The 22,421-nt window shown below is 43.5% G+C and carries 21 protein-coding genes; 14 read left to right on the top strand and 7 right to left on the bottom strand.

Features of this window, described 5'->3' with window-relative positions:
- Nucleotides 1-55 precede the first annotated feature (55 nt).
- A complete protein-coding gene (locus tag ECA01S_RS09670; RefSeq protein WP_067394632.1) occupies nucleotides 56-892 on the bottom strand; it encodes a Cof-type HAD-IIB family hydrolase in 837 nt (278 codons plus the stop codon).
- Between the two features lie 113 nt (nucleotides 893-1,005).
- Nucleotides 1,006-1,854, bottom strand: coding sequence for a MurR/RpiR family transcriptional regulator (locus tag ECA01S_RS09665; RefSeq protein ID WP_067394629.1), 849 nt, complete (start codon nucleotides 1,852-1,854; stop codon nucleotides 1,006-1,008).
- A gap of 127 nt (nucleotides 1,855-1,981) precedes the next feature.
- On the opposite strand from ECA01S_RS09665, the gene ECA01S_RS09660 reads away from it, so the two are divergent.
- From ECA01S_RS09660 to ECA01S_RS09630, 7 genes are all read left to right on the top strand, one after another.
- Nucleotides 1,982-2,983, top strand: a complete 1,002-nt coding sequence (locus ECA01S_RS09660) for a YibE/F family protein (protein WP_067394625.1) — start codon at nucleotides 1,982-1,984, stop codon at nucleotides 2,981-2,983.
- On the top strand, nucleotides 2,980-3,720 hold the full coding sequence (locus ECA01S_RS09655) for a YibE/F family protein (RefSeq protein ID WP_067394621.1): 741 nt from the start codon (nucleotides 2,980-2,982) through the stop codon (nucleotides 3,718-3,720). The genes ECA01S_RS09660 and ECA01S_RS09655 overlap by 4 nt, the downstream gene beginning before the upstream one ends.
- A 122-nt stretch (nucleotides 3,721-3,842) precedes the next feature.
- A complete protein-coding gene (locus ECA01S_RS09650) occupies nucleotides 3,843-4,571 on the top strand; it encodes a metal ABC transporter ATP-binding protein (RefSeq protein ID WP_082703288.1) in 729 nt (242 codons plus the stop codon).
- Nucleotides 4,568-5,419, top strand: coding sequence for a metal ABC transporter permease (locus ECA01S_RS09645; RefSeq protein WP_067394618.1), 852 nt, complete (start codon nucleotides 4,568-4,570; stop codon nucleotides 5,417-5,419). The genes ECA01S_RS09650 and ECA01S_RS09645 overlap by 4 nt, the downstream gene beginning before the upstream one ends.
- The gene (gene efaA / locus ECA01S_RS09640; protein WP_067394614.1) at nucleotides 5,406-6,314 is read left to right on the top strand and encodes an Mn/Fe ABC transporter substrate-binding lipoprotein EfaA; all 909 of its coding nucleotides are present in this window, start codon (nucleotides 5,406-5,408) and stop codon (nucleotides 6,312-6,314) included. The genes ECA01S_RS09645 and efaA overlap by 14 nt, the downstream gene beginning before the upstream one ends.
- A gap of 186 nt (nucleotides 6,315-6,500) precedes the next feature.
- Nucleotides 6,501-7,355 (top strand): BglG family transcription antiterminator LicT, encoded by an 855-nt coding sequence (gene licT / locus ECA01S_RS09635; RefSeq protein WP_067394611.1) that lies wholly within the window; start codon nucleotides 6,501-6,503, stop codon nucleotides 7,353-7,355.
- A gap of 119 nt (nucleotides 7,356-7,474) precedes the next feature.
- The gene (locus tag ECA01S_RS09630) at nucleotides 7,475-9,370 is read left to right on the top strand and encodes a beta-glucoside-specific PTS transporter subunit IIABC (protein ID WP_067394608.1); all 1,896 of its coding nucleotides are present in this window, start codon (nucleotides 7,475-7,477) and stop codon (nucleotides 9,368-9,370) included.
- 138 nt (nucleotides 9,371-9,508) lie between these two features.
- On the opposite strand, the gene ECA01S_RS09625 is transcribed toward ECA01S_RS09630, so the two are convergent.
- Nucleotides 9,509-10,420, bottom strand: coding sequence for a MurR/RpiR family transcriptional regulator (locus tag ECA01S_RS09625; protein WP_067394606.1), 912 nt, complete (start codon nucleotides 10,418-10,420; stop codon nucleotides 9,509-9,511).
- 223 nt (nucleotides 10,421-10,643) lie between these two features.
- Between ECA01S_RS09625 and ECA01S_RS09620 the strand changes: the two genes are divergently transcribed.
- The 4 genes from ECA01S_RS09620 (at nucleotide 10,644) to ECA01S_RS09605 (ending at nucleotide 16,657) form a co-directional block, all read left to right on the top strand.
- Nucleotides 10,644-12,038, top strand: a complete 1,395-nt coding sequence (locus ECA01S_RS09620) for a 6-phospho-beta-glucosidase (protein WP_067394603.1) — start codon at nucleotides 10,644-10,646, stop codon at nucleotides 12,036-12,038.
- Between the two features lie 19 nt (nucleotides 12,039-12,057).
- Entirely contained in the window at nucleotides 12,058-13,485 is a 1,428-nt protein-coding gene (locus ECA01S_RS09615; protein ID WP_067394600.1) for a 6-phospho-beta-glucosidase, read from the top strand.
- A 358-nt stretch (nucleotides 13,486-13,843) separates the two neighbouring features.
- Entirely contained in the window at nucleotides 13,844-14,680 is an 837-nt protein-coding gene (gene licT, locus ECA01S_RS09610) for a BglG family transcription antiterminator LicT (RefSeq protein ID WP_067394598.1), read from the top strand.
- 117 nt (nucleotides 14,681-14,797) lie between these two features.
- On the top strand, nucleotides 14,798-16,657 hold the full coding sequence (locus ECA01S_RS09605; RefSeq protein ID WP_067394595.1) for a beta-glucoside-specific PTS transporter subunit IIABC: 1,860 nt from the start codon (nucleotides 14,798-14,800) through the stop codon (nucleotides 16,655-16,657).
- A gap of 15 nt (nucleotides 16,658-16,672) precedes the next feature.
- Here the strand turns inward: ECA01S_RS09605 and ECA01S_RS09600 are convergent, their stop codons facing one another.
- Nucleotides 16,673-18,187 (bottom strand): helix-turn-helix domain-containing protein, encoded by a 1,515-nt coding sequence (locus ECA01S_RS09600; protein WP_067394592.1) that lies wholly within the window; start codon nucleotides 18,185-18,187, stop codon nucleotides 16,673-16,675.
- 189 nt (nucleotides 18,188-18,376) lie between these two features.
- Between ECA01S_RS09600 and ECA01S_RS09595 the strand changes: the two genes are divergently transcribed.
- Entirely contained in the window at nucleotides 18,377-19,447 is a 1,071-nt protein-coding gene (locus ECA01S_RS09595; RefSeq protein WP_067394589.1) for an LPXTG cell wall anchor domain-containing protein, read from the top strand.
- Between the two features lie 114 nt (nucleotides 19,448-19,561).
- Here the strand turns inward: ECA01S_RS09595 and ECA01S_RS09590 are convergent, their stop codons facing one another.
- Nucleotides 19,562-19,795 carry a hypothetical protein gene (locus ECA01S_RS09590; RefSeq protein ID WP_067394587.1) on the bottom strand — a complete coding sequence of 78 codons (234 nt, stop codon included), beginning with the start codon at nucleotides 19,793-19,795 and terminating at the stop codon, nucleotides 19,562-19,564.
- Between the two features lie 137 nt (nucleotides 19,796-19,932).
- Between ECA01S_RS09590 and ECA01S_RS09585 the strand changes: the two genes are divergently transcribed.
- Together ECA01S_RS09585 and ECA01S_RS09580 are read left to right on the top strand one after the other, a co-directional pair.
- Nucleotides 19,933-20,508, top strand: coding sequence for a DUF1836 domain-containing protein (locus tag ECA01S_RS09585; protein WP_067394584.1), 576 nt, complete (start codon nucleotides 19,933-19,935; stop codon nucleotides 20,506-20,508).
- Nucleotides 20,505-21,356, top strand: coding sequence for a DegV family protein (locus ECA01S_RS09580; protein ID WP_067394581.1), 852 nt, complete (start codon nucleotides 20,505-20,507; stop codon nucleotides 21,354-21,356). Before ECA01S_RS09585 ends, ECA01S_RS09580 begins: the two co-directional genes overlap by 4 nt.
- 164 nt (nucleotides 21,357-21,520) lie before the next feature.
- Here the strand turns inward: ECA01S_RS09580 and ECA01S_RS09575 are convergent, their stop codons facing one another.
- Nucleotides 21,521-21,754, bottom strand: coding sequence for a hypothetical protein (locus ECA01S_RS09575; protein ID WP_067394579.1), 234 nt, complete (start codon nucleotides 21,752-21,754; stop codon nucleotides 21,521-21,523).
- A gap of 18 nt (nucleotides 21,755-21,772) precedes the next feature.
- Nucleotides 21,773-22,399, bottom strand: a complete 627-nt coding sequence (locus ECA01S_RS09570; protein ID WP_067394576.1) for a hypothetical protein — start codon at nucleotides 22,397-22,399, stop codon at nucleotides 21,773-21,775.
- Nucleotides 22,400-22,421: the final 22 nt, after the last annotated feature.

Genomic DNA, 22,421 nt, shown 5'->3' with positions numbered 1-22,421 from the left:
AGGTTAGGCTCGCTAAGGCGAGCGTTAAGGCAGGGGACATAAAAGGTCGTCCTTTCTAGTGAACCAGTTGTTGCAGATGGTGGGCAATGCCGTCCTCATTATTGGATAGGGTAATATGGTCGGCCATCGCTTTCAATTCAGGTACAGCATTTGCCATCGCCACGCCAGTTCCCGCATAGGCCAGCATGGTTCGATCATTATGACCATCGCCAAAGGCAATCACTTCTTCAGGCCGAATGCCTAAAGGAGTCAGCACCGTATCTAATGCTTTGGCTTTATCAATGCCTTGGGCGGTAAATTCATAGTAAAAAGGTGCGGTAAAAGCAGAATTGAGCTTGCCAACAAAAGGCGCCGCCATGGCCTCGGCGTGCTGCGCTAAGTAATCCGCATCACCGGCTGTTAAAATCTTGTGAAGTGGGAAATCGAGAAAATCGGCTAACTGATCGATTTCGCATAACTTATAGTTGCCGCCGCGGGCTTCATATTCAATAATATTGATACTTTTATCGTCATAGTGGACAAGATTGTCATAGACATTATGAACATAAAGATAGTCGTCCTTGTCAATCATGATTTTAAGATCAAAATTTTGCAGATGGGTCAGCACGGCTTTTCCTTCTGCTACCGAAAGGGTCTGGCTGAATAATTCTTCTTTGGTGGTACAATCGGTCACCTTGGCGCCATTATAAGAAACTAATAAACCATGGTGCTGCGGTAATTCCAGCTGGTCAGCGTAGCGCAACATCCCCGTAGTGGGGCGACCTGAGGCGAGAATTACTTTGACACCAATATCTTGGGCCGCTAAGAGGGCTTTGCGGGTTGCTAAACTAATTTCTTTGTCATCGTTAGTCAAGGTTCCATCAATATCTAAGACGATTGCTTTGATCATCATACTTCACTCCTTCCTTTTAAGTATACGAGGTGGACGCAGAAAAAAGGAGTCAGTCGTAGCACATTGAAAAAAATTTTTTAAAGCGCTGTCGCTGGGAGGCTTTTTTGAGAAAATTATTGCAACTGCTGATTGATTTTGCGGTAGTTGGTTAATTTGAACTGCCGATTTTTCTCGTAATCACGGGAAAAATAGAGAGCGTAAAGAGTATCAAAGAGCATCAAAAGGCTTTGACGGGTCGAAAAAGAAGACATTTTCTGATAGTGATCTTCAACGGAAGCCAAATAGAGTTGGTGCTGGGCTAAAGCCGATAAGGGATTCTCATGAATAGAAGTCAGCAACACATTAGGAACCTGATTTTCATGAAGGATTTCCATTACGGCACGAGTGGAAGCCCCCCGGCCCCCGAAGGAAACTACAATGGCGAAATGTCCGTTGTCACTATTGGCAGCAGATAAGCGCTGTTGATAATCTTCGGCAGGGACATTCACTAATACGCCTAATTCCTGCATCTGAAATTTAAAATTTTCGGCGAAAAAGAGATTGCCGGCTGCCGCGTAAACATCAATGACCTGTGCTTGCTGCATAAGCTGGCAAACGGTTTGCAGCGTCTCCTCATCAGCATACTGTAAGGTTTCCTCAATAGTCCGCTCGTAGATTCCTTGGAGATTGTGTAAGATTTCTTGTGGTCCATCGGCTGGCGAAATCGGAAAATCAATATCCGCTGGGCCTGTGACTGGACCTTGGAGAGAAGAGGCTAATTCTACTTTTAATTCACCTAAACCATTTAAGGAAAGCTTATTAATCAAACGATAAACAGTTGCCACTGAGACATAGGCGGCGGCTGCCAGCGTCTGTGGCTTTGCTTCCAATACTTCGTGGGGATGCTGTTGAATATAACGGACCAGCGTTTTTTCACTGGCCGTTAAATTTTCCAAAGTAGCCAAATGGCGTAAAAAATTCATGATAACCTCCGTAAATAAGGATTTATTTTATTTTCTCAACAAACGAGTGATTTGTCACCTGTCTTTTAGTGGAGGTGGACAAAGTGCCGGTTGGTTCGCTACACTGAAAAGGAAATGAGGGATCTCTTTGAAAAAAAATCTCGCGATAATTGGCTGTCTGGTCTTATTAGTGGCTGGTTTTCTTTGGCAGAAAAGTCAAAACACAGATACGGTAGCCGAAATCACCCAAGTGACACAAAAGGAGCATACGCAAGAGGTCATGACGAATCGTACCTCAGAACCAATCGTCATCGAGTGGGTGGCAGGTGAAGCAACTCAGCCACGGTTGCGCGTCGGTCAGCGAATTCTATTAAAACAAATCAAAACAGGCTGGCAATATCAAGGGGTGCAACGGGAAAAAACGATTTGGCTGGTGATTTTTCTGTTTGCGTTGCTGGTCCTCTTGTTAGGACGCCAAAAAGGAGCCTCCGCTTTGTTAAGTCTAGGCGGCAACTTACTAGTAACCTATGGTTTTGTAGTCAGTTATGACCAACTACGGACGGTGCCGCTATTGCCACTAACTTTTGGTGTATGTTGTCTCTATACTCTTTTGACCATGCTCCTTTTGAATGGGTGGAACCGAAAAACCTGGATTGCAGTGGTGGCAACGCTTAGCAGTACCTTTTTAGCCTTTGGTGTTACCTGGCTGATCATGACCTTGACGAATGATCAAGGACTGCGTTATGAAGAAATGCAATTTTTAACGCGGCCTTACCGCACGATTTTTTTGGCGAGTCTTTTGATTGGGACCTTAGGCGCGGCCATGGATGTCGCCATGACTGTCGTGGCGGCGATGTTTGAAGCAGCCAAGCAAGAACTTTCGGCAAAACAGATGCTCACCGTAGGGCGTAATGTGGGCAAAGATGTCATGGGAACCATGGCGAATGTACTGCTACTAGCGTATATCAGTAGTTCATTACCAATTTTACTGCTCTATTTGCGTAATGGCTGGCAATTCTTCACCACGATTCAGCTGCACCTTTCTTTAGAATTGACACGGGCGTTGGTCGGGGCTTTAGGAATCGTTTTGACAATTCCTGTTACGCTCCTATTAACGAGCTTTTTCTGGCGAAAGCGGGTGAAATTATGACAGTTTGGCTCTGGTTGTTTTTACTATTAGCCGTTTTGATGATCGCGATTGGCGGCAGTAACGGCAGTTATGCGTTTTTGTCGTTGACCTTGAATATTGGCTTATTCTTGATAGCGGTCCTTAGCATCAATTGGGGCTTGCCAATTTACTTGGTGACCTTTGCGGCTTGCCTTTTGATGGCGCTGGTCAATTTGTTTTTCACCAATGGGACTTCTACTAAGACTGTCTATGCTTTTTGGGCGACTTGCTTAACGATGCTGCTGTTATTAGGACTCGTGTGGCTCGTTCAAGGAGCGGACATCATGGGATTTGCCGAAGAAGAGCTGTTGGAATTAGAACAGATGAATTTGGCTGTCGGTCTCTCCTATCGTCAGTTAGGCGTGGCCGTACTTTTGATGGGAATGATGGGGGCTGTGACGGATGCCGCAATTTCTATCACTTCGTCTTTAGCGGAGATCAAAGAACAGAAGCATTTAGCCCCCAAAGAGCTTTTTGCGGCGGGGCTTAGGATTGGTCAAGATATTTTAGGTACTACTGTTAACACCTTGCTATTTGCCTTTTTGGGTAGTGGCCTTGCTTTATTTTTTTGGTTTTACGATTTAGACTATTCGCTGCAAGAATTATTCAATTCAAAAGTTTTTGCGGAAGAAATTTTATCTGCGCTGACGATTGCCAGTGCCTCGTTACTGGTAATCCCTATTGCAGTTGCCCTAATGGCATGGCGTGATCCTTCTTGATTGCAAAATCAAGAAGGATTTTTTTGTTGCCTTTTTTTAGATTTATCGTTACAATACAACCAAGTAATATTTTTAGGTTAGCCTAAAAATATAATAAAGGATAATTAAAAGAAGGGGTTTTTATGACGATTACGATACAACATCTCAGCGCTCATTATGGTCGGCGCTTAGCTTTAGATGATGTGACAACTACGGTTGCTGCTGGTAAAATTACCGGAATTATTGGACCAAATGGGGCAGGGAAATCAACCTTTTTAAAAGCCATGATGGGGCTGATACCCCACACGGGCGAAGTATTTGTGGGAGAGGCACCACTGGCACAGAGCCGGAAAGAAATTGCCTATGTGGAACAACGGAGTGCCTTAGACCTAAGCTTCCCCATCAACGTGTTTGAAACAGTTCTGTTGGGGACGTATCCACACTTGGGGCTGTTTAAACGTCCAGGCAAAAAGGAAAAACAGTTAGCCTTAGCAGCACTAGAAAAAGTGGGGATGACTGAATTTAAAACGCAACAAATCGGTGAATTATCAGGGGGGCAATTGCAACGAATTTTTATTGCCCGTGCCTTAGCTCAACAGGCGGATGTTATTTTGCTGGATGAGCCCTTTGTGGGCATCGATGCTGTTAGTGAAGCGGTCATCGTGACCTTACTACAAACATTACGCGACGAAGGCAAAACAATTTTGATCGTTCATCATGATTTGCACAAAGTGACTAGTTATTTTGATGAATTGTTGATATTAAATCGACGCTTGATTGCCGCTGGCCCAGTAGCGTCAGTCTTTATTGAAGAAAATATGCGGCAGGCTTATGGCGATGCTGGCATCTTTATTGCAGGAGGGGTCTCATGATCAGCAACTTTATTGACGGGTTGACCCGTTACCAGTTTTTACAAAATGCCTTGATCACAGCCGTCTTGGTAGGTTTGATTGCAGGTGTGATTGGCTCTTTCATTATTTTACGAGGTATGAGTTTGATGGGGGATGCGATTTCTCACGCTGTATTACCAGGGGTAGCCGTTTCTTATATGTTAGGCGGCAGCTATGTGATTGGTGCGTCTTTCTTTGGCATTTTAGCGGCAGCTTTGATTGGGTTTGTCAGTCGTCGCACCAAATTAAAAAATGATACGGCGATTGGCATCATCTTCAGTACCTTTTTCGCGCTAGGGATTATTTTGATTGGCTTTGCCCAAAGTGCCACCGATTTGTATCATATTCTTTTTGGAAATGTGCTAGCGGTGCGGGATAGTGATATGTTTCTGACGCTAGGTGTCGGCGTTGTAGTAATCGGTTTTGTAGCACTCTTCTATAAAGAGTTGGTGGTTTCTTCTTTCGATCCAGTGATGGCCCAAGCATATGGCTTAAAAGTAGGTTGGCTCCATTATGCTTTGATGTTTCTTTTGACGTTGGTGGCAGTATCCTCTTTACAAACCGTTGGGACGATTTTAGTCATTGCCATGTTGGTGACACCAGCGGCGACGGCCTTTCAGCTAACAGATCATCTACCCACTATGATTGGCTTAGCTTCACTTTTTGGCATGTTAAGTGCTGTGATTGGCTTATTCTTTAGCTACAGTTACAATTTGGCGTCAGGCGCGACAATCGTCTTGACCTGTGCCGCCTTTTTCATACTAGCTTTGCTATTTTCACCAAAAAAAGGAATTCTATTTCAAGGGAGGAAACAAGATGAAGGGATTTAAATGGCTCGTGGCACTAGCAGGTATTTTAGTGTTAAGTGCTTGTGGCAGTCAAGCGACAGAAAGTGAAAAGGTATCCGTAGTAGCCACGAACTCGATTATTGCCGATATGGTCAAGGAAGTCGGTGGAGAACATGTGGAAATCCACAGTATCGTGCCAGTAGGGGTGGACCCTCATGAATACGAACCGCTACCAGAAGATATGGCAAAGGCTACGGATGCCACGGTAGTTTTTTACAACGGCCTAAATTTAGAGACAGGGAATGGTTGGTTCCAAAAGCTAATGGAAACAGCTGACAAAAAAGAAAATGAAGGTTATTTTGCGGTTAGTAAAGGGGTTACCCCTCAATATCTAACTTCTGGTAATCAAGATCAAGAAGACCCGCATGCCTGGTTGGATATTCAAAATGGCATCAAGTATGTTGCGAATATTCAAGCGGTTTTAGCTGAAAAAGACCCTGAGCATGCCGCAGACTATGAAAAAAATGCGCAAGCATATACGGACAAATTAGCAGCTTTGGACCAAGAGGGAAAATCAGCTTTTCAAGATATTCCTGAGGCTAAACGGTTGCTGGTGACCAGTGAAGGAGCCTTCAAATATTTTGCGAAAGCCTATGATTTAAAGGCAGCCTATATCTGGGAAATCAATACCGAGAGTCAAGGTACACCCGAACAAATGACCGCCATTATCGACACAATCCACGCCTCAAAGGTCCCTGTTTTGTTTTTAGAAACAAGTGTGGATCCGCGAAGTATGGAGCGTTTGTCCAAAGAAACTGACAAACCAATCTATGAAAAAATCTATACCGATTCGGTGGCAAAGTCCGGTGATGAGGCGACTTATTATGGCATGATGAAATGGAATTTGACAAAAATCCACGAAGGTCTGGCACAATAGTTGCAAAGTTTATCAAAAAATGAAAAAAACGTGAGAGAAAGCGTTGACATTTGCAGAGGAACTTCGTATAGTAAGGGTAACCAAATAAACGGATAGTGATTGTTCTCGAGACAAGCTAAACCTAATGACCCCATGGCCGGAAACGACGTGGGGGAGTTAGGTTTTTTTCGTGGAAGGAGAAGCCTCATGCGGATCGCAAAGATTTTGAATAATAATGTTGTTGTAACGGAGATGGACGATTCTGAGCAAATCGTCATGGGTCGTGGGCTAGCTTTTGGTCGTAAGGTTGGAGAGGCCATCGATGAAAGCAAAGTCGATAAGATTTACCGACTGTCCAGTTCGGATGTTTCCGCAAAATTTCAACAACTTTTGGCTGATATTCCGCCAGAGTACTTAGTATTGTCAGATGAGATTATTGCTTATGCTAAAACGAAGTTAGGCAAAAAGCTTAGTGAAACCATCTACATCTCCTTAACCGATCACTTATTTACAGCCATTACACGGATGCAGGAAGGCGTTATTGTCAAGAACGTCTTACTATGGGATATCAAACGCTTCTTTAAAGATGAATTTTTCATTGGGACCAAAGCGGTGGAAAAAGTAGCGGCGGAAACCGGTATCCAGCTGCCCGAAGACGAGGCGGGCTTTATTGCACTCCACATCGTTAATGCAGAGATGGAGCAAAGCGAGAGCGTCAACAATATGTATGATGTGACTAAAATCATGCAGGAAATCAGTAATATCGTCAAATATCATTTTAAAATGAGCTTTGATGAGGATTCCGTTTATTATTATCGTTTTATCACACACCTGAAATTTTTTGCCCAACGGCTGGTCACTCACAAGGAATACCATGGCGAAGACGAGGAAGAATTGTTGGCGATGATTAAACTCAAATATGCCAATGCCTTCCAATGTGTGGAAAAGATCAGTACCTTTATCTATGAAAATTATCAATACCTCATCTCCAACGAGGAGAAGCTTTATTTGACGATTCACATAGCACGAATCGTTAGTCAAACAACCGAAACACAAGCTTAAGCTTGTTTGGAATCAACTAAAGGAGGAGCAGGACACGCCGAGGGACCGGCACAGGATAGTGACATTCAGTTGGCTAAACCTTCATCTACTATAAAAAATAGAAAATGGAGGAAAGAATCATGGGAAAGTATCACGAATTAGCACAAAATATCGTTAAAAATGTTGGGGGCGAAGACAATATCAACGGCTTGACCCACTGTATCACTCGGCTGCGATTCCGTTTGAAGGATGAAAGCCAAGCCAATGATGACGTTCTGAAGAATATGGACGGGGTCGTTACCGTCATGAAAAGTGGCGGACAATATCAAGTTGTCATCGGCAATCATGTGCCGAAAGTTTATGATGATGTTTTAGAAGTGGCGCATATTTCAGGCGAAGCGGAAGGCGGCGAAGAACCGCAGGGTGTCTTTAACAAACTGATTGATATCATTAGTGGTTGTTTCCAACCCTTCTTAGGACCTTTATGTGCGGCTGGGATGATCAAAGGGCTGAACGCGTTATTGCTGTTTTTAGGAGCCTATTCGCAAACGGATGGCGCTTATGTGTTATTGAATGCGATTGGGGATGCGATGTTCTACTTCTTACCAATCATCATTGGCTACACGTCTGCTAACAAGTTTAAAATGAACCGTTTTACTGGGATGATTATTGGAGCTGCTTTATGTTACCCAGCTATTCAACTGGCAACCTTTGGCGATGCACAGCCATTATACACATTATTTGAGGGCACGATGTTCGCTAGTCCAGTTCATATGACCTTCTTCGGTCTACCATTGATTGCCAACAACTATACCAGCAGTGTCATTCCTGTTATCTTAGTCGTTTGGTTTGCCAGCAAAGTAGAAAAAGTCAGCAATCGTGTGATTCCTGAAATTCTGCAAAGCTTCTTCGTACCTTTTGCCACTTTACTGATTGCATTACCACTAGGCTTTTTAGTTATCGGCCCAATCATCACCTTTGCAACGTCACTATTAGGGGCGGGCTTCTCGGCTATTTACACCTTCTCACCAGTTTTGATGGGGGTATTAGTTGGGTTCTTCTGGCAAGCCTTGGTTATCTTCGGTTTACACTGGAGCTTGATTCCATTAGCGATGATGAACTTAGGCATGTACGGTTTTGATACTATTTTAGCAGGATCATTTGGCGCAAGCTTTGCTCAAACTGCTGCTGTTGGTGCAATGTACTTCAAGCTGAAAGACCAAAAACTGAAAGAGCTTTGTTTACCAGCGGTTGTATCAGGCATCTGCGGCGTAACTGAACCGGCTATTTACGGGATTACCTTACCTAAGAAAAAACCATTTGTCTTCTCAATGATCGGCGGCGCTGTTGGCGGCGGGATTATGGGACTGATGAGTGCTAAAGCTTATACCATGGGAGGTTTAGGGATCTTCGGTGTCGTGAACTACATCAATAATGAAACCGGTGATGCCAGCTCAATGATCGCAGCCTTCTTATGTATTTTAGCGGCCAGCGTTGTGGGCTTTGTCCTGACCTTCTTCTTCTGGAAAGATGACACAGTGGAAGAAAGTGATTTAAATCGTGAAGAACAAAAAGTTTTGAACAAAGAAATCGTGTCAACCCCAATTGCTGGTACCGTGGCACCGTTAAGTACTGCTAAAGATGATGCCTTTGCTCAAGGAATTTTAGGAAAAGGTATCTTGATTCATCCGGAAGAAGGTAAGGTAGTAGCGCCATTTGATGGTACGGTCATGACCTTATTCCCAACCAAGCACGCCATTGGCTTAGTATCGGATAACGGTTTGGAACTCTTGATCCACATCGGCTTAGATACGGTACAACTGGAAGGGAAATTCTTCGAAAGCTTTGTCAAACAAGGCGACCATGTTACCCGCGGTCAAACTTTAGTGACCTTTGATATCGCGGCTATTGAAAAAGCAGGTTATAGCGTTGAAACGCCAGTTATCGTGACCAATGTGAACGACTACTTGGATATTGTCGAAGTACAAAACAAACAAGTCGCGGCCAATGATGACTTAATTACAGCATTGATTTAGTTAGAAATTAGAATTATTGAAGGCATCTAGAGCAGAAACTCTAGATGCCTTTTTTTATCAGCAGGAATGTTTATTTATTCCCTTTTTAATCCTCTTGAAAACAAAAAAACAGCAAGCCTAACTGACTTGCTGCGGCATTTAATTTGGGAGCCAATCAGGCTGAATGGTATCTAACAATGGTTCCCGCATAATATCAGAACTGGTGCGGCGGCGGTCGATAATTTGGCCGACTTCAATTAAGTGATCAAAGTTTTCGCCGTAATGCTCGCTAAAGACGGCACAGTAAAGAATATCCAATAAGTAGCAAATAGAGGTGTTGATGGTGAAATTGCCAATCTTGGAAAAGAGCCGCTCCCGCGTAGTGATGCGCAGTGTGCAGTCACTGATGGCCGCTAGGGAATTTTCGCCAATGCTGGTGATGGCGATCACAGGAATCCCGCGTTCTTTCAAAATCTTGGCGGTGCGTAAGATATGGGTATTTTCTCCCGTGTAGGAAATCAAGATACCACAGCTAGTTGGGGGACAATTATAGGCCTCGTAAAACCCTTCGCCTAAAACCGTACTGACGGAGACATTTTGTTGAATCCGATTCATTTTTAACGCGAAGTCTTGCGGAATCAAAGAATTGGCATTGCTGGCGAAGATTTTAACGAAGTCAGCCTTCAATAAATAATTTTTTGCCTGCTTTAAGTCATCGTATTTCAATAGCTCTAAAGTGTCGGCAATCGTCGTTTGTTCAAGGTTGGCAATTTTTTTGGCAATCGTAATCAAACCATCAGTAGGTTGGAAAGGAATATTAGGGTCAATTTCGGTAAAGTGGCTGTCAAGGTAGCTTGCTTCCTCTAAGTAAGCATTTTTAAGGTCGAGCCAGCCTTCAAAGCCCATTTTTTTGGCAACGCGAATCAAAGTAGAGGGGTGGACAAAGCATGCGTCAGCCAGTTCTTTAACGGTGGCATCAGCCAGTGTTTCCCGGTGTTCTTGGATATAGGTCACAACGTTTTGTTCCGCTGTGGAAAAATCGGTTTGTTGGAATTTTTCTGAGATGAGCATATGGGACTCCTTTTTACAAAAAAAGTTTAAGTTCTGTAAATAAAATGTAACCGGTAACGAGGCGATAGTCAAATAAATAACAGAAAACGTAAACGCTATTTACGCATAATTTACAAAATATCGGATATTTTGTAAATGTATGTGGAATGAAACGAAAATGTCTTGTTGAACGGTTTTACAAAATGGATAATAAACTTGTAAATAAAAACACGGAGGCGACAGCATGGCAAACGGAGTAAAAATCGCGACAATCGGAGGGGGCAGCAGCTACACGCCAGAATTAATGGAAGGTTTTATCAAACGTTTTGACCAACTACCGATTCGAGAAATCTGGTTAGTGGATATCGAAGCCGGTAAAGAAAAATTACAAATCGTAGGTGAAATGGCTCAACGGATGTGGGACGCTTCTCCTTATGATGTGAAGATCCATATGACTTTGGACCGCGAAGAAGCATTGAAGGACGCGGATTTCGTTACGACTCAATTTCGGGTGGGCTTATTAGATGCCCGGATCAAAGACGAACGCATCCCTGCATATTACGGTATGTTAGGCCAAGAAACCAATGGGGCGGGCGGTATGTTCAAAGCTTTCCGTACAATCCCGGTTATTTTAGACATCGTAGAAGATATGAAACGTCTATGTCCCGATGCGTGGCTAGTCAACTTTGCTAACCCAAGCGGCATGGTGACGGAGGCCGTTGTACGTTACGGCAAATGGGATAAAGTGATTGGTTTATGTAATGTGCCAGTTATGGCCATGATGACTGAGCCAGAAATGTTAGGCGTTGAAAAAGACGACTTAATCTACAAGTTTGCTGGTTTGAACCATTTCCACTGGCATAAAGTTGGTTACAAAGATGGCCGCGATGCCACAATGGACATCATTGATAAGCTATATGCCGAAGACAATGGCTTGCCGAAAAATATTTTCGATGTTCCATTCTTCCGCGAACAATTGGAACAAATGAAAATGATTCCTTGCGGCTATCACCGCTATTACTACCGCGAAGAAGAAATGCTGGAACATGCCTTAGAAGAATATAAAACAGTGGGAACTCGCGCCCAACAAGTAAAACAAACAGAACATGAATTGTTTGAATTGTATAAGGATCCAAATCTAGACCACAAACCAGAACAATTGCAAAAACGCGGTGGGGCTTACTATTCAGATGCAGCCTGTGAAACGATTGCCTCAATCTACGGCAATAAAGAAACCCAAATCGTCGTTTCTACGAAAAATAATGGAGCTGTCCCTGATCTGCCAGCAGATTGCGTAGTCGAAGTAACGGCTTATGTGGGGGCACAAGGGGCGCGTTCAGTCGCCTTTGGTGAACTGGCACCTGCTGAAAAAGGCTGGTTACAGGTCATGAAAAATATGGAATTAGTGACAATTGAAGCAGCTGTGACCGGTGATTACGGAACTGCCTTGCAAGCCTTCACGATTAACCCGCTAGTCCGCTCCGGTGCGACTGCAAAACGAGTGATGGATGAATTATTCATCGCCCACAAAGAATTTTTACCGCAATTCAAAGAGGCTATTGCCCGTCTAGAAGCAGAAGGCGTTACCGTTCAAGACGAAGTTGCAGCCAGCTTAGATGCCCACTTAACATACGCGTAAATTTTAGGAGGAAAACAACATGGGATTTAGAAAAGACTTTTTATGGGGCGGAGCCACTGCTGCCAATCAATGTGAAGGAGGCTACAACTTGGATGGCCGCGGCTTAGCCAACGTTGACGTTGTGCCGATTGGCCAAGATCGTTTTCCAATTATCACAGGAAAAATGAAAGCCTTCGATTTTGATGACGAGCATTTCTATCCAGCGAAAGAAGCAATTGATATGTATCACCATTTTAAAGAAGACATCGCTTTATTTGCAGAAATGGGCTTTAAAACCTACCGGATGTCGATTGCTTGGAGCCGTATCTTCCCGCAAGGTGACGAAAAAGAGCCGAATGAAGCAGGCTTGAAATTTTATGAAGATGTTTTCAAAGAATGCCGTAAATACAACATTGAACCATTAGTAACCATCACTCACTTTGACTGCCCAATGCACTTGATCAAAGAATATGGTGCTTGGCGTAGCCGTGAATTAGTCGGCTTTTACGAAAACTTATGTCGGGTAATCTTCAACCGCTACAAAGGCTTAGTAAAATACTGGTTGACTTTCAACGAAATCAACATGATTTTACACGCACCATTTATGGGGGCTGGCTTGTACTTTGAAGAAGGCGACAACGTCGAACAAGTCAAATATCAAGCGGCTCACCATGAATTATTGGCTAGTGCGATTGCAACTAAAATTGCCCATGAAGTCGACCCAGAAAACCAAGTGGGCTGTATGTTAGCGGCTGGTAACTACTACCCTTATACACCAAATCCAAAAGACGTTTGGGCAGGCATGCAAGCCGACCGTGACAACTATTTCTTCATCGATGTTCAGTCACGTGGGGAATACCCAGCTTATGCTCTGAAAGAATTAGAACGCCAAGGCATTGAAATCAAGATGGAAGAAGGCGACAAAGAGTTATTGAAGGAACATACCGTTGACTTCATTTCCTTCTCTTACTATTCTTCTCGCGTCATGTCTACTGATCCAGAAGTGAATGACAAAACAGCCGGCAACATCTTTGCTTCATTGAAAAATCCTTATTTGGAAGCTAGTGAATGGGGCTGGCAGATTGACCCATTAGGTCTTAGAATCACGATGAACGCTTTGTATGATCGCTACCAAAAACCATTATTTATCGTGGAAAATGGCTTAGGTGCCGTCGATACACCAGATGAAAATGGCTATGTAGAAGATGATTACCGAATCGAATACCTGCGGGAACACGTAGCAGCTATGAAAGACGCAGTAGAACAGGACGGCGTTGATCTATTAGGCTATACTACATGGGGCTGTATCGACTTAGTTTCAGCTGGCACAGGCGAAATGAAAAAACGCTATGGTTTCATCTATGTTGACCGCGATAACGACGGCAACGGCACGCTAAAACGCAGCAAGAAGAAATCATTTGATTGGTACAAACAAGTCATCGCATCAAACGGAGAAAACTTGGACTAGGGTTAAGACTTTCTTTAGACTTTTTTGCAAAATCCCCTTAGAAGGATCATAAAAAAGTCACAAATGGTGGGTATTATATAAGCATACCAACAAAACAACCCTAACAAACACTTTTTCATTTTTTACTCCTTGCCCGCCGGCCACCCACCGGCGGGTCTCTTTTTGCCTAAAAATAAAATAAGAAAACGAATTTTCTCACCGAATCAGACACAGACTAACAATACAGTCGTTATACAGATGTTATGTATTTGTAAACGTTGACAGTCCTTTTAGAGCATGATAGGATGAATTTGAGGGTTGTTATCGTCTATGCGAGCAATACCATTAAAACTTGCAAGTTATAGAATAAGGGTAAAATATGACTATCGAAAAAATCATCAATAACAATATCGTCCTTTCCATTAATGACCGTGACCAAGAAGTTATCGTCATGGGAAAAGGTCTGGGCTTTGGTAAAAAAGCTGGCGATAGCATTGATGAGTCTTTGATCGAAAATAGCTATTTGAATGCGAAAGAATGGAATTTCAACAAGCTGCATCAGTTATTGTCGACGATTCCTATCGAACACATCCAAGCTGCTAATGAGATCATCAGCTTCGCCAAGGTTTCTCTGGGGAAAAAACTCAGTGAGAATCTCTTCCTAACATTGACGGACCATATTCATTACGCCATCGAACGGTTTGAATCCGGTCTTGAAATCAAAAATGCGTTATTGTGGGAGATTAAACGTTTCTATAATCATGAATTTTTGATTGGAAAAGAGGCGCTAGCCATCATTCGGCAACGGTTAGGTGTCGACCTATCAGAGGATGAAGCAGGCTTTATTGCCCTGCATATCGTCAATGCCGAGCTAGACATGGAACAGATCAGTCAAGTCTCTGACATGACCAAGATCATCCAACAGATCCTGACGATCATTAAATACAATTTCAAAAAAGATCTCGATGAATACTCATTGAATTATGAGCGCTTCGTGACCCATCTAAAATTTTTCGTTCAGCGCTTGTACAGCGATGTCAAGCTGGATGATGGGGAGAATGCGCGCTTTATCTTCATGCTGAAGGAAAAATACACGGAAGAGTATGCGTGTGCCATGAAGATTAATGACTATATCCAACGGGAATTCGGGCGTCCTTTAGAAGAGGATGAACTGATCTACTTAACCATTCATATTAAACGTATCACTTCAGACTAGGATTGTTACTGGTAAAGCAGGCTATACCTAAATGAAGGTCTCTATAGGGAGATCTTTGTTTAGGTATTTTTTTGTCCCCAACCGGCAGTCCGACCAACCATTAAAGGAGGAAATATCATGAATTATCAAGAATTGAGCCAACAGATTTTAGCGCTGATCGGCGGGAAAGAAAATGTTCAAAATGTGACCCACTGTGCGACGCGTTTGCGTTTTAACTTAGTGGAGGAGAGCGTGGCAGACGTCGAAGGTTTGAAAGAAACAAAAGGCGTGATGGGGGTTGTCAGTAAAGGCGGGCAGTTTCAGATTATTATTGGCAGCGATGTCGGCAATGTTTTTAAAGAAATCGCCAAAGAGGTCGATGTGAAGATGGACGCTCAAGAAAAAGACGACCGTAAGCCATTAGCGAAGGTGATTGATACAATCACGGGGATTTTCACTCCGATTTTACCTGCCATTACCGCGGCCGGGATGTTAAAAGCGGTTTTATCGGTCCTAGTAGTGTTCCAAGTATTGACGGTAGAAAGCCAAAGTTACCAAATTCTGAACTTTATGGCAGATGCGGCCTTCTATTTCTTGCCTATTTTATTGGCGGCTTCTTCAGCACAAAAATTTAAAACGAATATGTACTTAGCCATGATGTTAGGCGGCATTTTGCTACATCCAAACTTTGTTGCGATGGTGAATGAAGTGAAGGAAACGGGCGCTGGTTTGCACCTCTTCCAGTTGCCCATTATGCCAGTAAGCTATTCTTCCTCGGTTATTCCTATCATTTTAGCTGTTTGGTGTATGAGCTTTGTCGAGCCGATTGCCGATAAAGTGTCACCGAAAGCGATTAAGTTTTTCAGTAAGCCGTTGATCGTGATTGCGGTTGTGGGTACCCTAAGTCTGGTAGTTTTAGGCCCCTTAGGCTACTTGGTCAGTGATGCGATTTCAAATGGAATCAGCACCTTAGAATCTGTTAGCCCTTGGATCGTGCCGCTGTTGATTGGTGCTTTCACGCCGTTATTCGTGGCGACAGGGACGCATTATGGCTTGGTGCCAATTGGCATCAACAACCGTATGACAATTGGTTATGACTCGGTGATTTATCCAGGAATGTTAGCTTCTAACGTTTCTCAAGGCGCAGCGGCGATTGGCGTCGGCTTGAAAACAAAAGATGCGACGATCAAACAATTAGCCTTTTCGGCCGGCTTAACGGGACTTTTCGGGATTACTGAACCAGCTTTGTATGGGGTCAACTTACGTTTCAAAACACCTCTTTACGCAGCCATGATTGGGGGCGGTGTTGGCGGTCTCTTTATGGGCATGATGCGCGTCAAAAACTTTACTGGTGGTTCGCCAGGTTTACTGACGTTGCCAAGTTACATTGGGGACAATAGCTTGAGTCATTTTTACATGGCATGTATCGGCGCCGCTATCGCTATTGCGGTGACTTTTATCGCTACCTTGGTTCTCTATAAAGATGCCGCAACTGTGGCGGCAGCACCCGTTGAAGAAACGAATGAAGGAACAAAAGAAACGGACGGCACCTTAGTTTTATCCCCGCTAAAGGGTCAAGTCCAAACGTTACGTTCTATTGAAGATGGTATGTTTTCAGAAGAAATCTTAGGTCAAGGGGTGGCTATCCAGCCGCAAGAAGGCAAAGTCGTGGCACCCTTTGATGGCACCGTGACCGCGATTTTTGATTCTAAACATGCGATTGGCATTACCAGTGACGCTGGGGTTGAGCTGCTGATTCATGTAGGCATTGACACTGTGCAGTTGAATGGGGAAGGCTATGAGTACGCCGTAGCGAAAGACCAGCGCATCACGTCTGGGCAAGATTTATTGCACTTTGACCTAGAGGGCATTCAAGCGAAGGGCTACCAAACGATTACCCCAGTCGTCGTTACCAATACGAATGAAATGGGCGATATCCTATCTACCCATGAGGGACCCATCCATTTTAGCGAAGAGATTATTAAAGTGATTAAATAGCAAAAAAGCAGTTGTCTAATCGGCAGCTGCTTTTTTAGGTGGTAGCTTGACTTGATTACGTAACTGAAATAAGATTTGCGCCAATTGGGCCACTAAGTCATTCAAGCCTGCTGGAGTTAAGGCGTCGCCCACTAAATCAATCGTCTCGGTTGTGGCGGCAACCTGTTGTAAGGGACAATCAGTAATGACCACGTCACAGTCATCAAAGTGAGCTTTCTGAAAGTGAATATGCTCATTGGCAAAAAGTTGACTGAGTTTTCCCAATAGATCTTCTCCAACATAATAGTCTTTTGTATAGTTGATACCAATTTGAATGGCCCGTTTAGCGTGATAGCGATCATAAAGGGAAAAGAGATCCTCTAACAGCCAGTGAGTTGTCTCGGTGGCGAAAAAAGATTGGAACGATGGCTGATCCTGCTGGAACTGTTGGCAAAAAGCGTTAATTTTCTCTAAAAGAGGAGGAAAATCCGGATCGCTTTTCGATAAGGTAAAAGAAGGCAGAATCGTATTAGGTTGCGCTTTGTATAGATATTCGCTGTAAAGGCGATGACGGACCATATTCAAAATCGCGGTGACGCGTTCTTCCTCCTGCCATACAAGCTCAAAAGTCTCAGCGAAAGTTTCGACTAAGCTTTTTGAGAATTGGAATAGCGGTATTCGACGTGCCTCTAAAAAAGCGAATTGCTGAAGATTATCCTCGTTGTTTTCCACCTTGGCCAATGAAAGGCGCACCAAGATGTTTAAGAGAATCCGTTGTTCCCGGCTAGCTGCAAAAGTTGGGTTGAGGACATCCAATTCAGGTGCCAAAAATAACCGGCAATGAGGATGTTCCGCCAGCTCTGCTTGAATAAGCGGTAATGATTTGTAAGGATAATTCCGTTGAAACAAATCGAGTAAAACCGCCAATTTATCTAATTGACCATTGTCAGTCAATAGAGAAGGCTTGAAGGCTTGTCTCAGCAGCCGCGAAGAATCACTCGTCGTCAGCTGAGTATTCGTATAAATCGTCCAGTAAATATTCAAGAGACAATAATGTAACTGGATTTCAGAGCCGGTAATCTTTTTTTGCCCATTACTAGTAAAGGAAACACTGATCCCAAAGAGGGCTAAAAACTGATTGATCAGCTTAAGCCGAGCATAGAGATAGGAACTACTAAAGTTTAAGGCTTGACTCAATTTGGTCATGGAAGTCGTTTCTTTTTTCAGCAAGGTTGCCAAAATTAAGTAATGAACAGAACGTGCGCAGTAGCCCGCCATCATTTTTGTGTAGCAAGCCAGAGGATCTTCGGCAATCTCTAGTTTGACTAATGGGTAAGACAATGATAATTGACTGGTAAAACCGTTCTCCGTTAACTCGGCAGCAATTTCCTTCAAATAATTACTGGTAGTCGCATCAGTCAAGGCAATATCACTGGCTAGTTGGGGGATACTTAGATAGTGGGAACTTTGTAGCAACACTTCTAATAGCTGCAATTTGATGCGATCACGTTTTTCCAATAAATAAGTTTGAATCGCCTCTTGCGTTTGCATCAAAGAACTCCCCCCTAAAAACCGTTTTTGTTTGATTCAATTATAGGAGTCTTGTAAGAAACCGTAAAGCAAGAGCCACGTATATTTGTCAAATTATGGTAAAAAGTCTTTTTTTTCTGGAAAACACCATAATATAAGAAGTGTTATTGTCTGTATCCTTCTAGTAATAGCAAAAAGGAGGAAATCAACATGAAACAATGGACAAGATGGTGGATTGGAATATTGCTAGTTGGTAGCCTATTGGGCTTTGTAGGAAGTCGCCCAGTGTTGGCAGCGGAGGGAAAGTGGGCGAATGTTAACCGCATCACATTTTTAGGAGAACATAAGAGCTTTAATTCTGGCGTGACCGCTTTGCCAGTTGGGGTGCCCGTCACAGTAGCTGCTGAGCTGACGTATTCTGGTGATTGGGAAGCCATCAAACAGTCCGTCGTTACATTTGAGAATGTAGGTGCTGGCCTTACGATTGGTTATGACCAGCAGTTATTCTTCGATCCGACTGAAAAGAAAGCTTCGCTGCAATTTACGGTGACCTTGACGGAGCCGTTGCCCATAGGCGTCAACCGCCAATTTACGATTAAAGTAAGCGATGGGGTGAATGATCGCTACGTTTTGACGCCTTATAGCCAACGACAAACGATTATTCAAGCGCCGACTAGACCAGTGGAGCCAGAGGAACCGGTAGTACCGCCGACATCGTCTGAACCGGAACCAGAAATACCGCCACGGGGAACAGATGATGAGTGGATCGAGGAACCAGAAGAGCCGGAAGAGTCTGAGGAGTCATCTGAACCTGAAGAACCGATAAAACCAGTAGAACCGGAATCCGAGGAGCCAGCAGTTCCGGGGACGACTGAAACCGAAACTACAACGGATGTAACGGAAACACCTGAAGAACCGGATTCTCAAACTCCTACAACTGATGAGACGGAACCAACTGACAGTACCACGACCGAATCGTCTGAAACACCTCAGGATTCAGATGTGCCCACGTCTAGTGAAGATTCAAGTACTAGTCAGACGTCAGAAACAGATACAACAGTAGCAGGGGACAGTTCTACCCCAAGCACTTCGACAACCGACCGCACGAAAGATAGCGGTAATCCCACGGAACATACGACTGCGACCCACAGCGCGAATAAAATGAAAGCAGACAAGCGCTCGTTGCCAGCAACTGGTGAAAAGCTTAGTCGCGGCGTCTCCATACTAGGAGGAGTATTGTTCCTAGTTGGTGGTACAATCCTGTGGTGGCGCGGTCGCTAAAATAAACGCAACAAAAAAGCCGTGCGGCTATTGTAACGACTCTCAAAGGCTAACTTTTGAGAGTCGTTACACATTCGCATGGCTTTCATTTTTGATTAGGTGTTCACAATGCTTTTAGGCAACGATGGTGAACCAGTTTTTACCGGTTTCATCGTGGCGTTCCCAGCGAACGTTGCTGAAGTTGCCAGTATCCACTGATTCGCGGAATAATTTTGCCACTTCTGGATGTTCATCAGCTGGCAGGTCACGGAATGTTTGTAAATCCTCTAACTTAAAGGGATTTGGCAAATCCTTTTCCACGGTGTTAATTTCTTCAAACATTTTCGCTACAACATCTTTTGCTTCCATTTTTCCAACCTCCTCAATTTGTGTACTCTTTTATTTTATAGCGCTTCCTGAAAAAGCGCAAAGAATCCGCTAAAAATTGAACTAGTTTTTGTAACTAGATTGAACAATCAATAAAAACATGATAACCTGTAATAGAAATTTATAAAGGAGGTCCACCTGTGGAAGCTGAAAAAGCACTTGCAGAATGGGGCGAACAATTAACGGACTTTCATTTGCCTCGTTGGGAGGAGTTGCCGGATCTTGATCTGTATATGGATCAAGTAATCACACTCATGGAACGGCACTTGACGCCCATTATTATGACCGAAAAACACACAATCTTGACGTCATCTATGGTCAACAACTATGTAAAGCTAGGCTTGATTCCACCGCCAGTCAAGAAACGTTACAATCGCCGGCACTTAGCCTTTTTGATCGCCATTACTATCTTAAAACAAGTCTTGACGATTCCCGAAATCAAAGAAGGTATCTTATTTCAAGCCAAATTGATTGGAACACGGGAAGCATATGATGTGTTTTGCCAAGAACAAGAACACGCTATTCAATTTGCCGCCTTGTTGGCACAAGGCAAAGCAGCTAGTCCCTTTAATGAAGAAGCGATTCCCTTTGGCTTTTTGGCCGCCAAGACGGCAACCTTATCATTTGCCATGAAGCTATTGTCTGAAAAGACCGTGACTCTAGAACAGAATTATTTCAAGGAGGAAGCAGAATGAACGCGCAAAAAATCGCTATCTTAGTCGACTCTGGTACCGATGTTCCCCAGGAGCTGGTTGCTGAATACGGCATGTACATGATTCCGCTAAAAATCATCTATAAAGACCATGTCTATACCGATAAGGTTGATATCACACCAGAGGAAGTGTATGAACGGCTGCCTCAAGAAATTCCTAGCACCTCACTGCCAGACGGTGAAACAATCACGAAGATTTTTGAGCAAATCAAAGCAGATGGCTATGAAAAAGTCTTGGCTGTCACAATTTCCAGTGGCTTAAGTGGCACCTTTAATGTCGTACGCTTATTAGGTGAACAATTCGAGAGCTTAGAAACCTATACACTGGACACTAAAAATATCGGTATTGGCAGTGGCTTGCAGGCGATTTACGCTGCGCAACTACTAGAAAAAGGCGCTAGCTGGGATAAACTGATTGCGACCCTGACAGAACGTGTTGGCGATAGCAAGGTCTTCTTCAGTGTACCAACTTTAGAATATTTACAAAAAGGCGGGCGCATTGGTTTAGTAGCCTCGTTACTAGGCAACGCCCTGAAATTGAATCCCATCATTTCTTGTAACACAGAAGGCATTTATCATACCGTTGCCAAAGCCCGCGGCCGTAAGAAAAGCTTAGATAAAATGGTTCAACTAGTGGCCGAATTTATCGGCGACAGCCAAGATTTCGTATTAGCCGTGGCACATGGTCACGCGGAAGCGGAAGCAAAGGAAATAGCGGAACAATTAAAAAAACAATACCCAGGACGTAAAATCTACTTTGGTCCCATCAGCCCTGCACTAGTGGTACACACAGGTCCCGGACTGATTGGTATTGGGATTGAAAAGTTTTAACTAGCCACTACATGTAAGTCAATCAATTAAGTCACTGTTGATTTTCATGAAAGTATAAAAACAAAGTATAGAAAAAAGCCGTTGTCCTGAGACAACGGCTTTTTGATTGGAGTAACGCTTGTCGATACGATAACGAATCAGTCTTTCATATACTCACAGAGACTCTACGTGACCGTACCTTTCCCCGTCATTTTTTTCAGTAAAAACAGGATCAATACGATCAAACAGAGGATGAATCCTAAACTAACCAGTTGCTGGGAGGCAAACTCATTCGTCTTAGGATAACTCCCCGTGGTGACCTCGGATACTAAAACAGATTCCTTTGGATCGTCTTGTTGGACCGGTTCAGCAGGCTGAGGCACACCAAGCCATCCCTGAACGTCGATTTGATTATCCATAGGCTATCTCCAGTCAAGTTAGTTCCAAGAAACAGCGTCAAATTTGAGGGTCATGGTGTAAGTTGGTTGGACTTGGGTAGCAGCAGTTGCAGTACCAGTATAAGTGAAGGTCGTTTTGTTGGTTGTAGGATTTTCCACTGGTGTATCAGCAGCGAGACTTTGACCTTTACTATTTGGAAGTTCTACAATTTGAGCAGGTGTTGAAAAATCTTTTACTACCCCTTGATTAACGACAAGTGTCTCAGTTCCGTTTAATGTAACATTTAAATCAAAATCGAGACTTGTCAGACCAAGAGAACTGTTTCCAGCACCATCTACGAAATTAGAAATAGAAACTTTTACCGGACGTCCAGAATTATTCACGATATCATAAGTGGGTGATTTAATGTCTGAATCCGCAGCAGTATTATAAAAAATCGTTTTTGTTGGTACCGTTACGTTGATCCAATTGGGGTCCCCTTCAGGAATAGTAGCACCCGGGTCTGTATTGTCGGCTCCCAGTGTTCCATTTACTTCAACATTAGCTGAGTCTACACCACTATAATCCTCTTGTAAGTCAGCTTCCGTCCCGTCTTGTGCAAATGCTGGCATTGCCAATCCTAATACACAACTACTTAGCATCAGTCCTGCAATTAATTTTTTCATATTTTTCTCCTCTTTTCTTTTT

The sequence above is a fragment of the Enterococcus canis NBRC 100695 genome, from assembly GCF_001544375.1.
In the GTDB taxonomy this organism is placed as follows: Bacteria; Bacillota; Bacilli; order Lactobacillales; family Enterococcaceae; genus Enterococcus_H; species Enterococcus_H canis.
This window is presented reverse-complemented; position numbering and strand designations above follow the sequence as displayed.

What these genes read in the sequence shown, in the direction of transcription:
- ECA01S_RS09670 (WP_067394632.1), bottom strand. Translation starts at nt 892, where the DNA reads ATGATGATCAAAGCAATCGTCTTAGATATTGATGGAACCTTGACTAAC.
- ECA01S_RS09665 (WP_067394629.1), bottom strand. Translation starts at nt 1,854, where the DNA reads ATGAATTTTTTACGCCATTTGGCTACTTTGGAAAATTTAACGGCCAGT.
- ECA01S_RS09655 (WP_067394621.1), top strand. Translation starts at nt 2,980, where the DNA reads ATGACAGTTTGGCTCTGGTTGTTTTTACTATTAGCCGTTTTGATGATC.
- ECA01S_RS09650 (WP_082703288.1), top strand. Translation starts at nt 3,843, where the DNA reads ATGACGATTACGATACAACATCTCAGCGCTCATTATGGTCGGCGCTTA.
- ECA01S_RS09645 (WP_067394618.1), top strand. Translation starts at nt 4,568, where the DNA reads ATGATCAGCAACTTTATTGACGGGTTGACCCGTTACCAGTTTTTACAA.
- efaA (WP_067394614.1), top strand. Translation starts at nt 5,406, where the DNA reads ATGAAGGGATTTAAATGGCTCGTGGCACTAGCAGGTATTTTAGTGTTA.
- licT (WP_067394611.1), top strand. Translation starts at nt 6,501, where the DNA reads ATGCGGATCGCAAAGATTTTGAATAATAATGTTGTTGTAACGGAGATG.
- ECA01S_RS09630 (WP_067394608.1), top strand. Translation starts at nt 7,475, where the DNA reads ATGGGAAAGTATCACGAATTAGCACAAAATATCGTTAAAAATGTTGGG.
- ECA01S_RS09625 (WP_067394606.1), bottom strand. Translation starts at nt 10,420, where the DNA reads ATGCTCATCTCAGAAAAATTCCAACAAACCGATTTTTCCACAGCGGAA.
- ECA01S_RS09620 (WP_067394603.1), top strand. Translation starts at nt 10,644, where the DNA reads ATGGCAAACGGAGTAAAAATCGCGACAATCGGAGGGGGCAGCAGCTAC.
- ECA01S_RS09615 (WP_067394600.1), top strand. Translation starts at nt 12,058, where the DNA reads ATGGGATTTAGAAAAGACTTTTTATGGGGCGGAGCCACTGCTGCCAAT.
- licT (WP_067394598.1), top strand. Translation starts at nt 13,844, where the DNA reads ATGACTATCGAAAAAATCATCAATAACAATATCGTCCTTTCCATTAAT.
- ECA01S_RS09605 (WP_067394595.1), top strand. Translation starts at nt 14,798, where the DNA reads ATGAATTATCAAGAATTGAGCCAACAGATTTTAGCGCTGATCGGCGGG.
- ECA01S_RS09600 (WP_067394592.1), bottom strand. Translation starts at nt 18,187, where the DNA reads ATGCAAACGCAAGAGGCGATTCAAACTTATTTATTGGAAAAACGTGAT.
- ECA01S_RS09595 (WP_067394589.1), top strand. Translation starts at nt 18,377, where the DNA reads ATGAAACAATGGACAAGATGGTGGATTGGAATATTGCTAGTTGGTAGC.
- ECA01S_RS09590 (WP_067394587.1), bottom strand. Translation starts at nt 19,795, where the DNA reads ATGGAAGCAAAAGATGTTGTAGCGAAAATGTTTGAAGAAATTAACACC.
- ECA01S_RS09580 (WP_067394581.1), top strand. Translation starts at nt 20,505, where the DNA reads ATGAACGCGCAAAAAATCGCTATCTTAGTCGACTCTGGTACCGATGTT.
- ECA01S_RS09575 (WP_067394579.1), bottom strand. Translation starts at nt 21,754, where the DNA reads ATGGATAATCAAATCGACGTTCAGGGATGGCTTGGTGTGCCTCAGCCT.
- ECA01S_RS09570 (WP_067394576.1), bottom strand. Translation starts at nt 22,399, where the DNA reads ATGAAAAAATTAATTGCAGGACTGATGCTAAGTAGTTGTGTATTAGGA.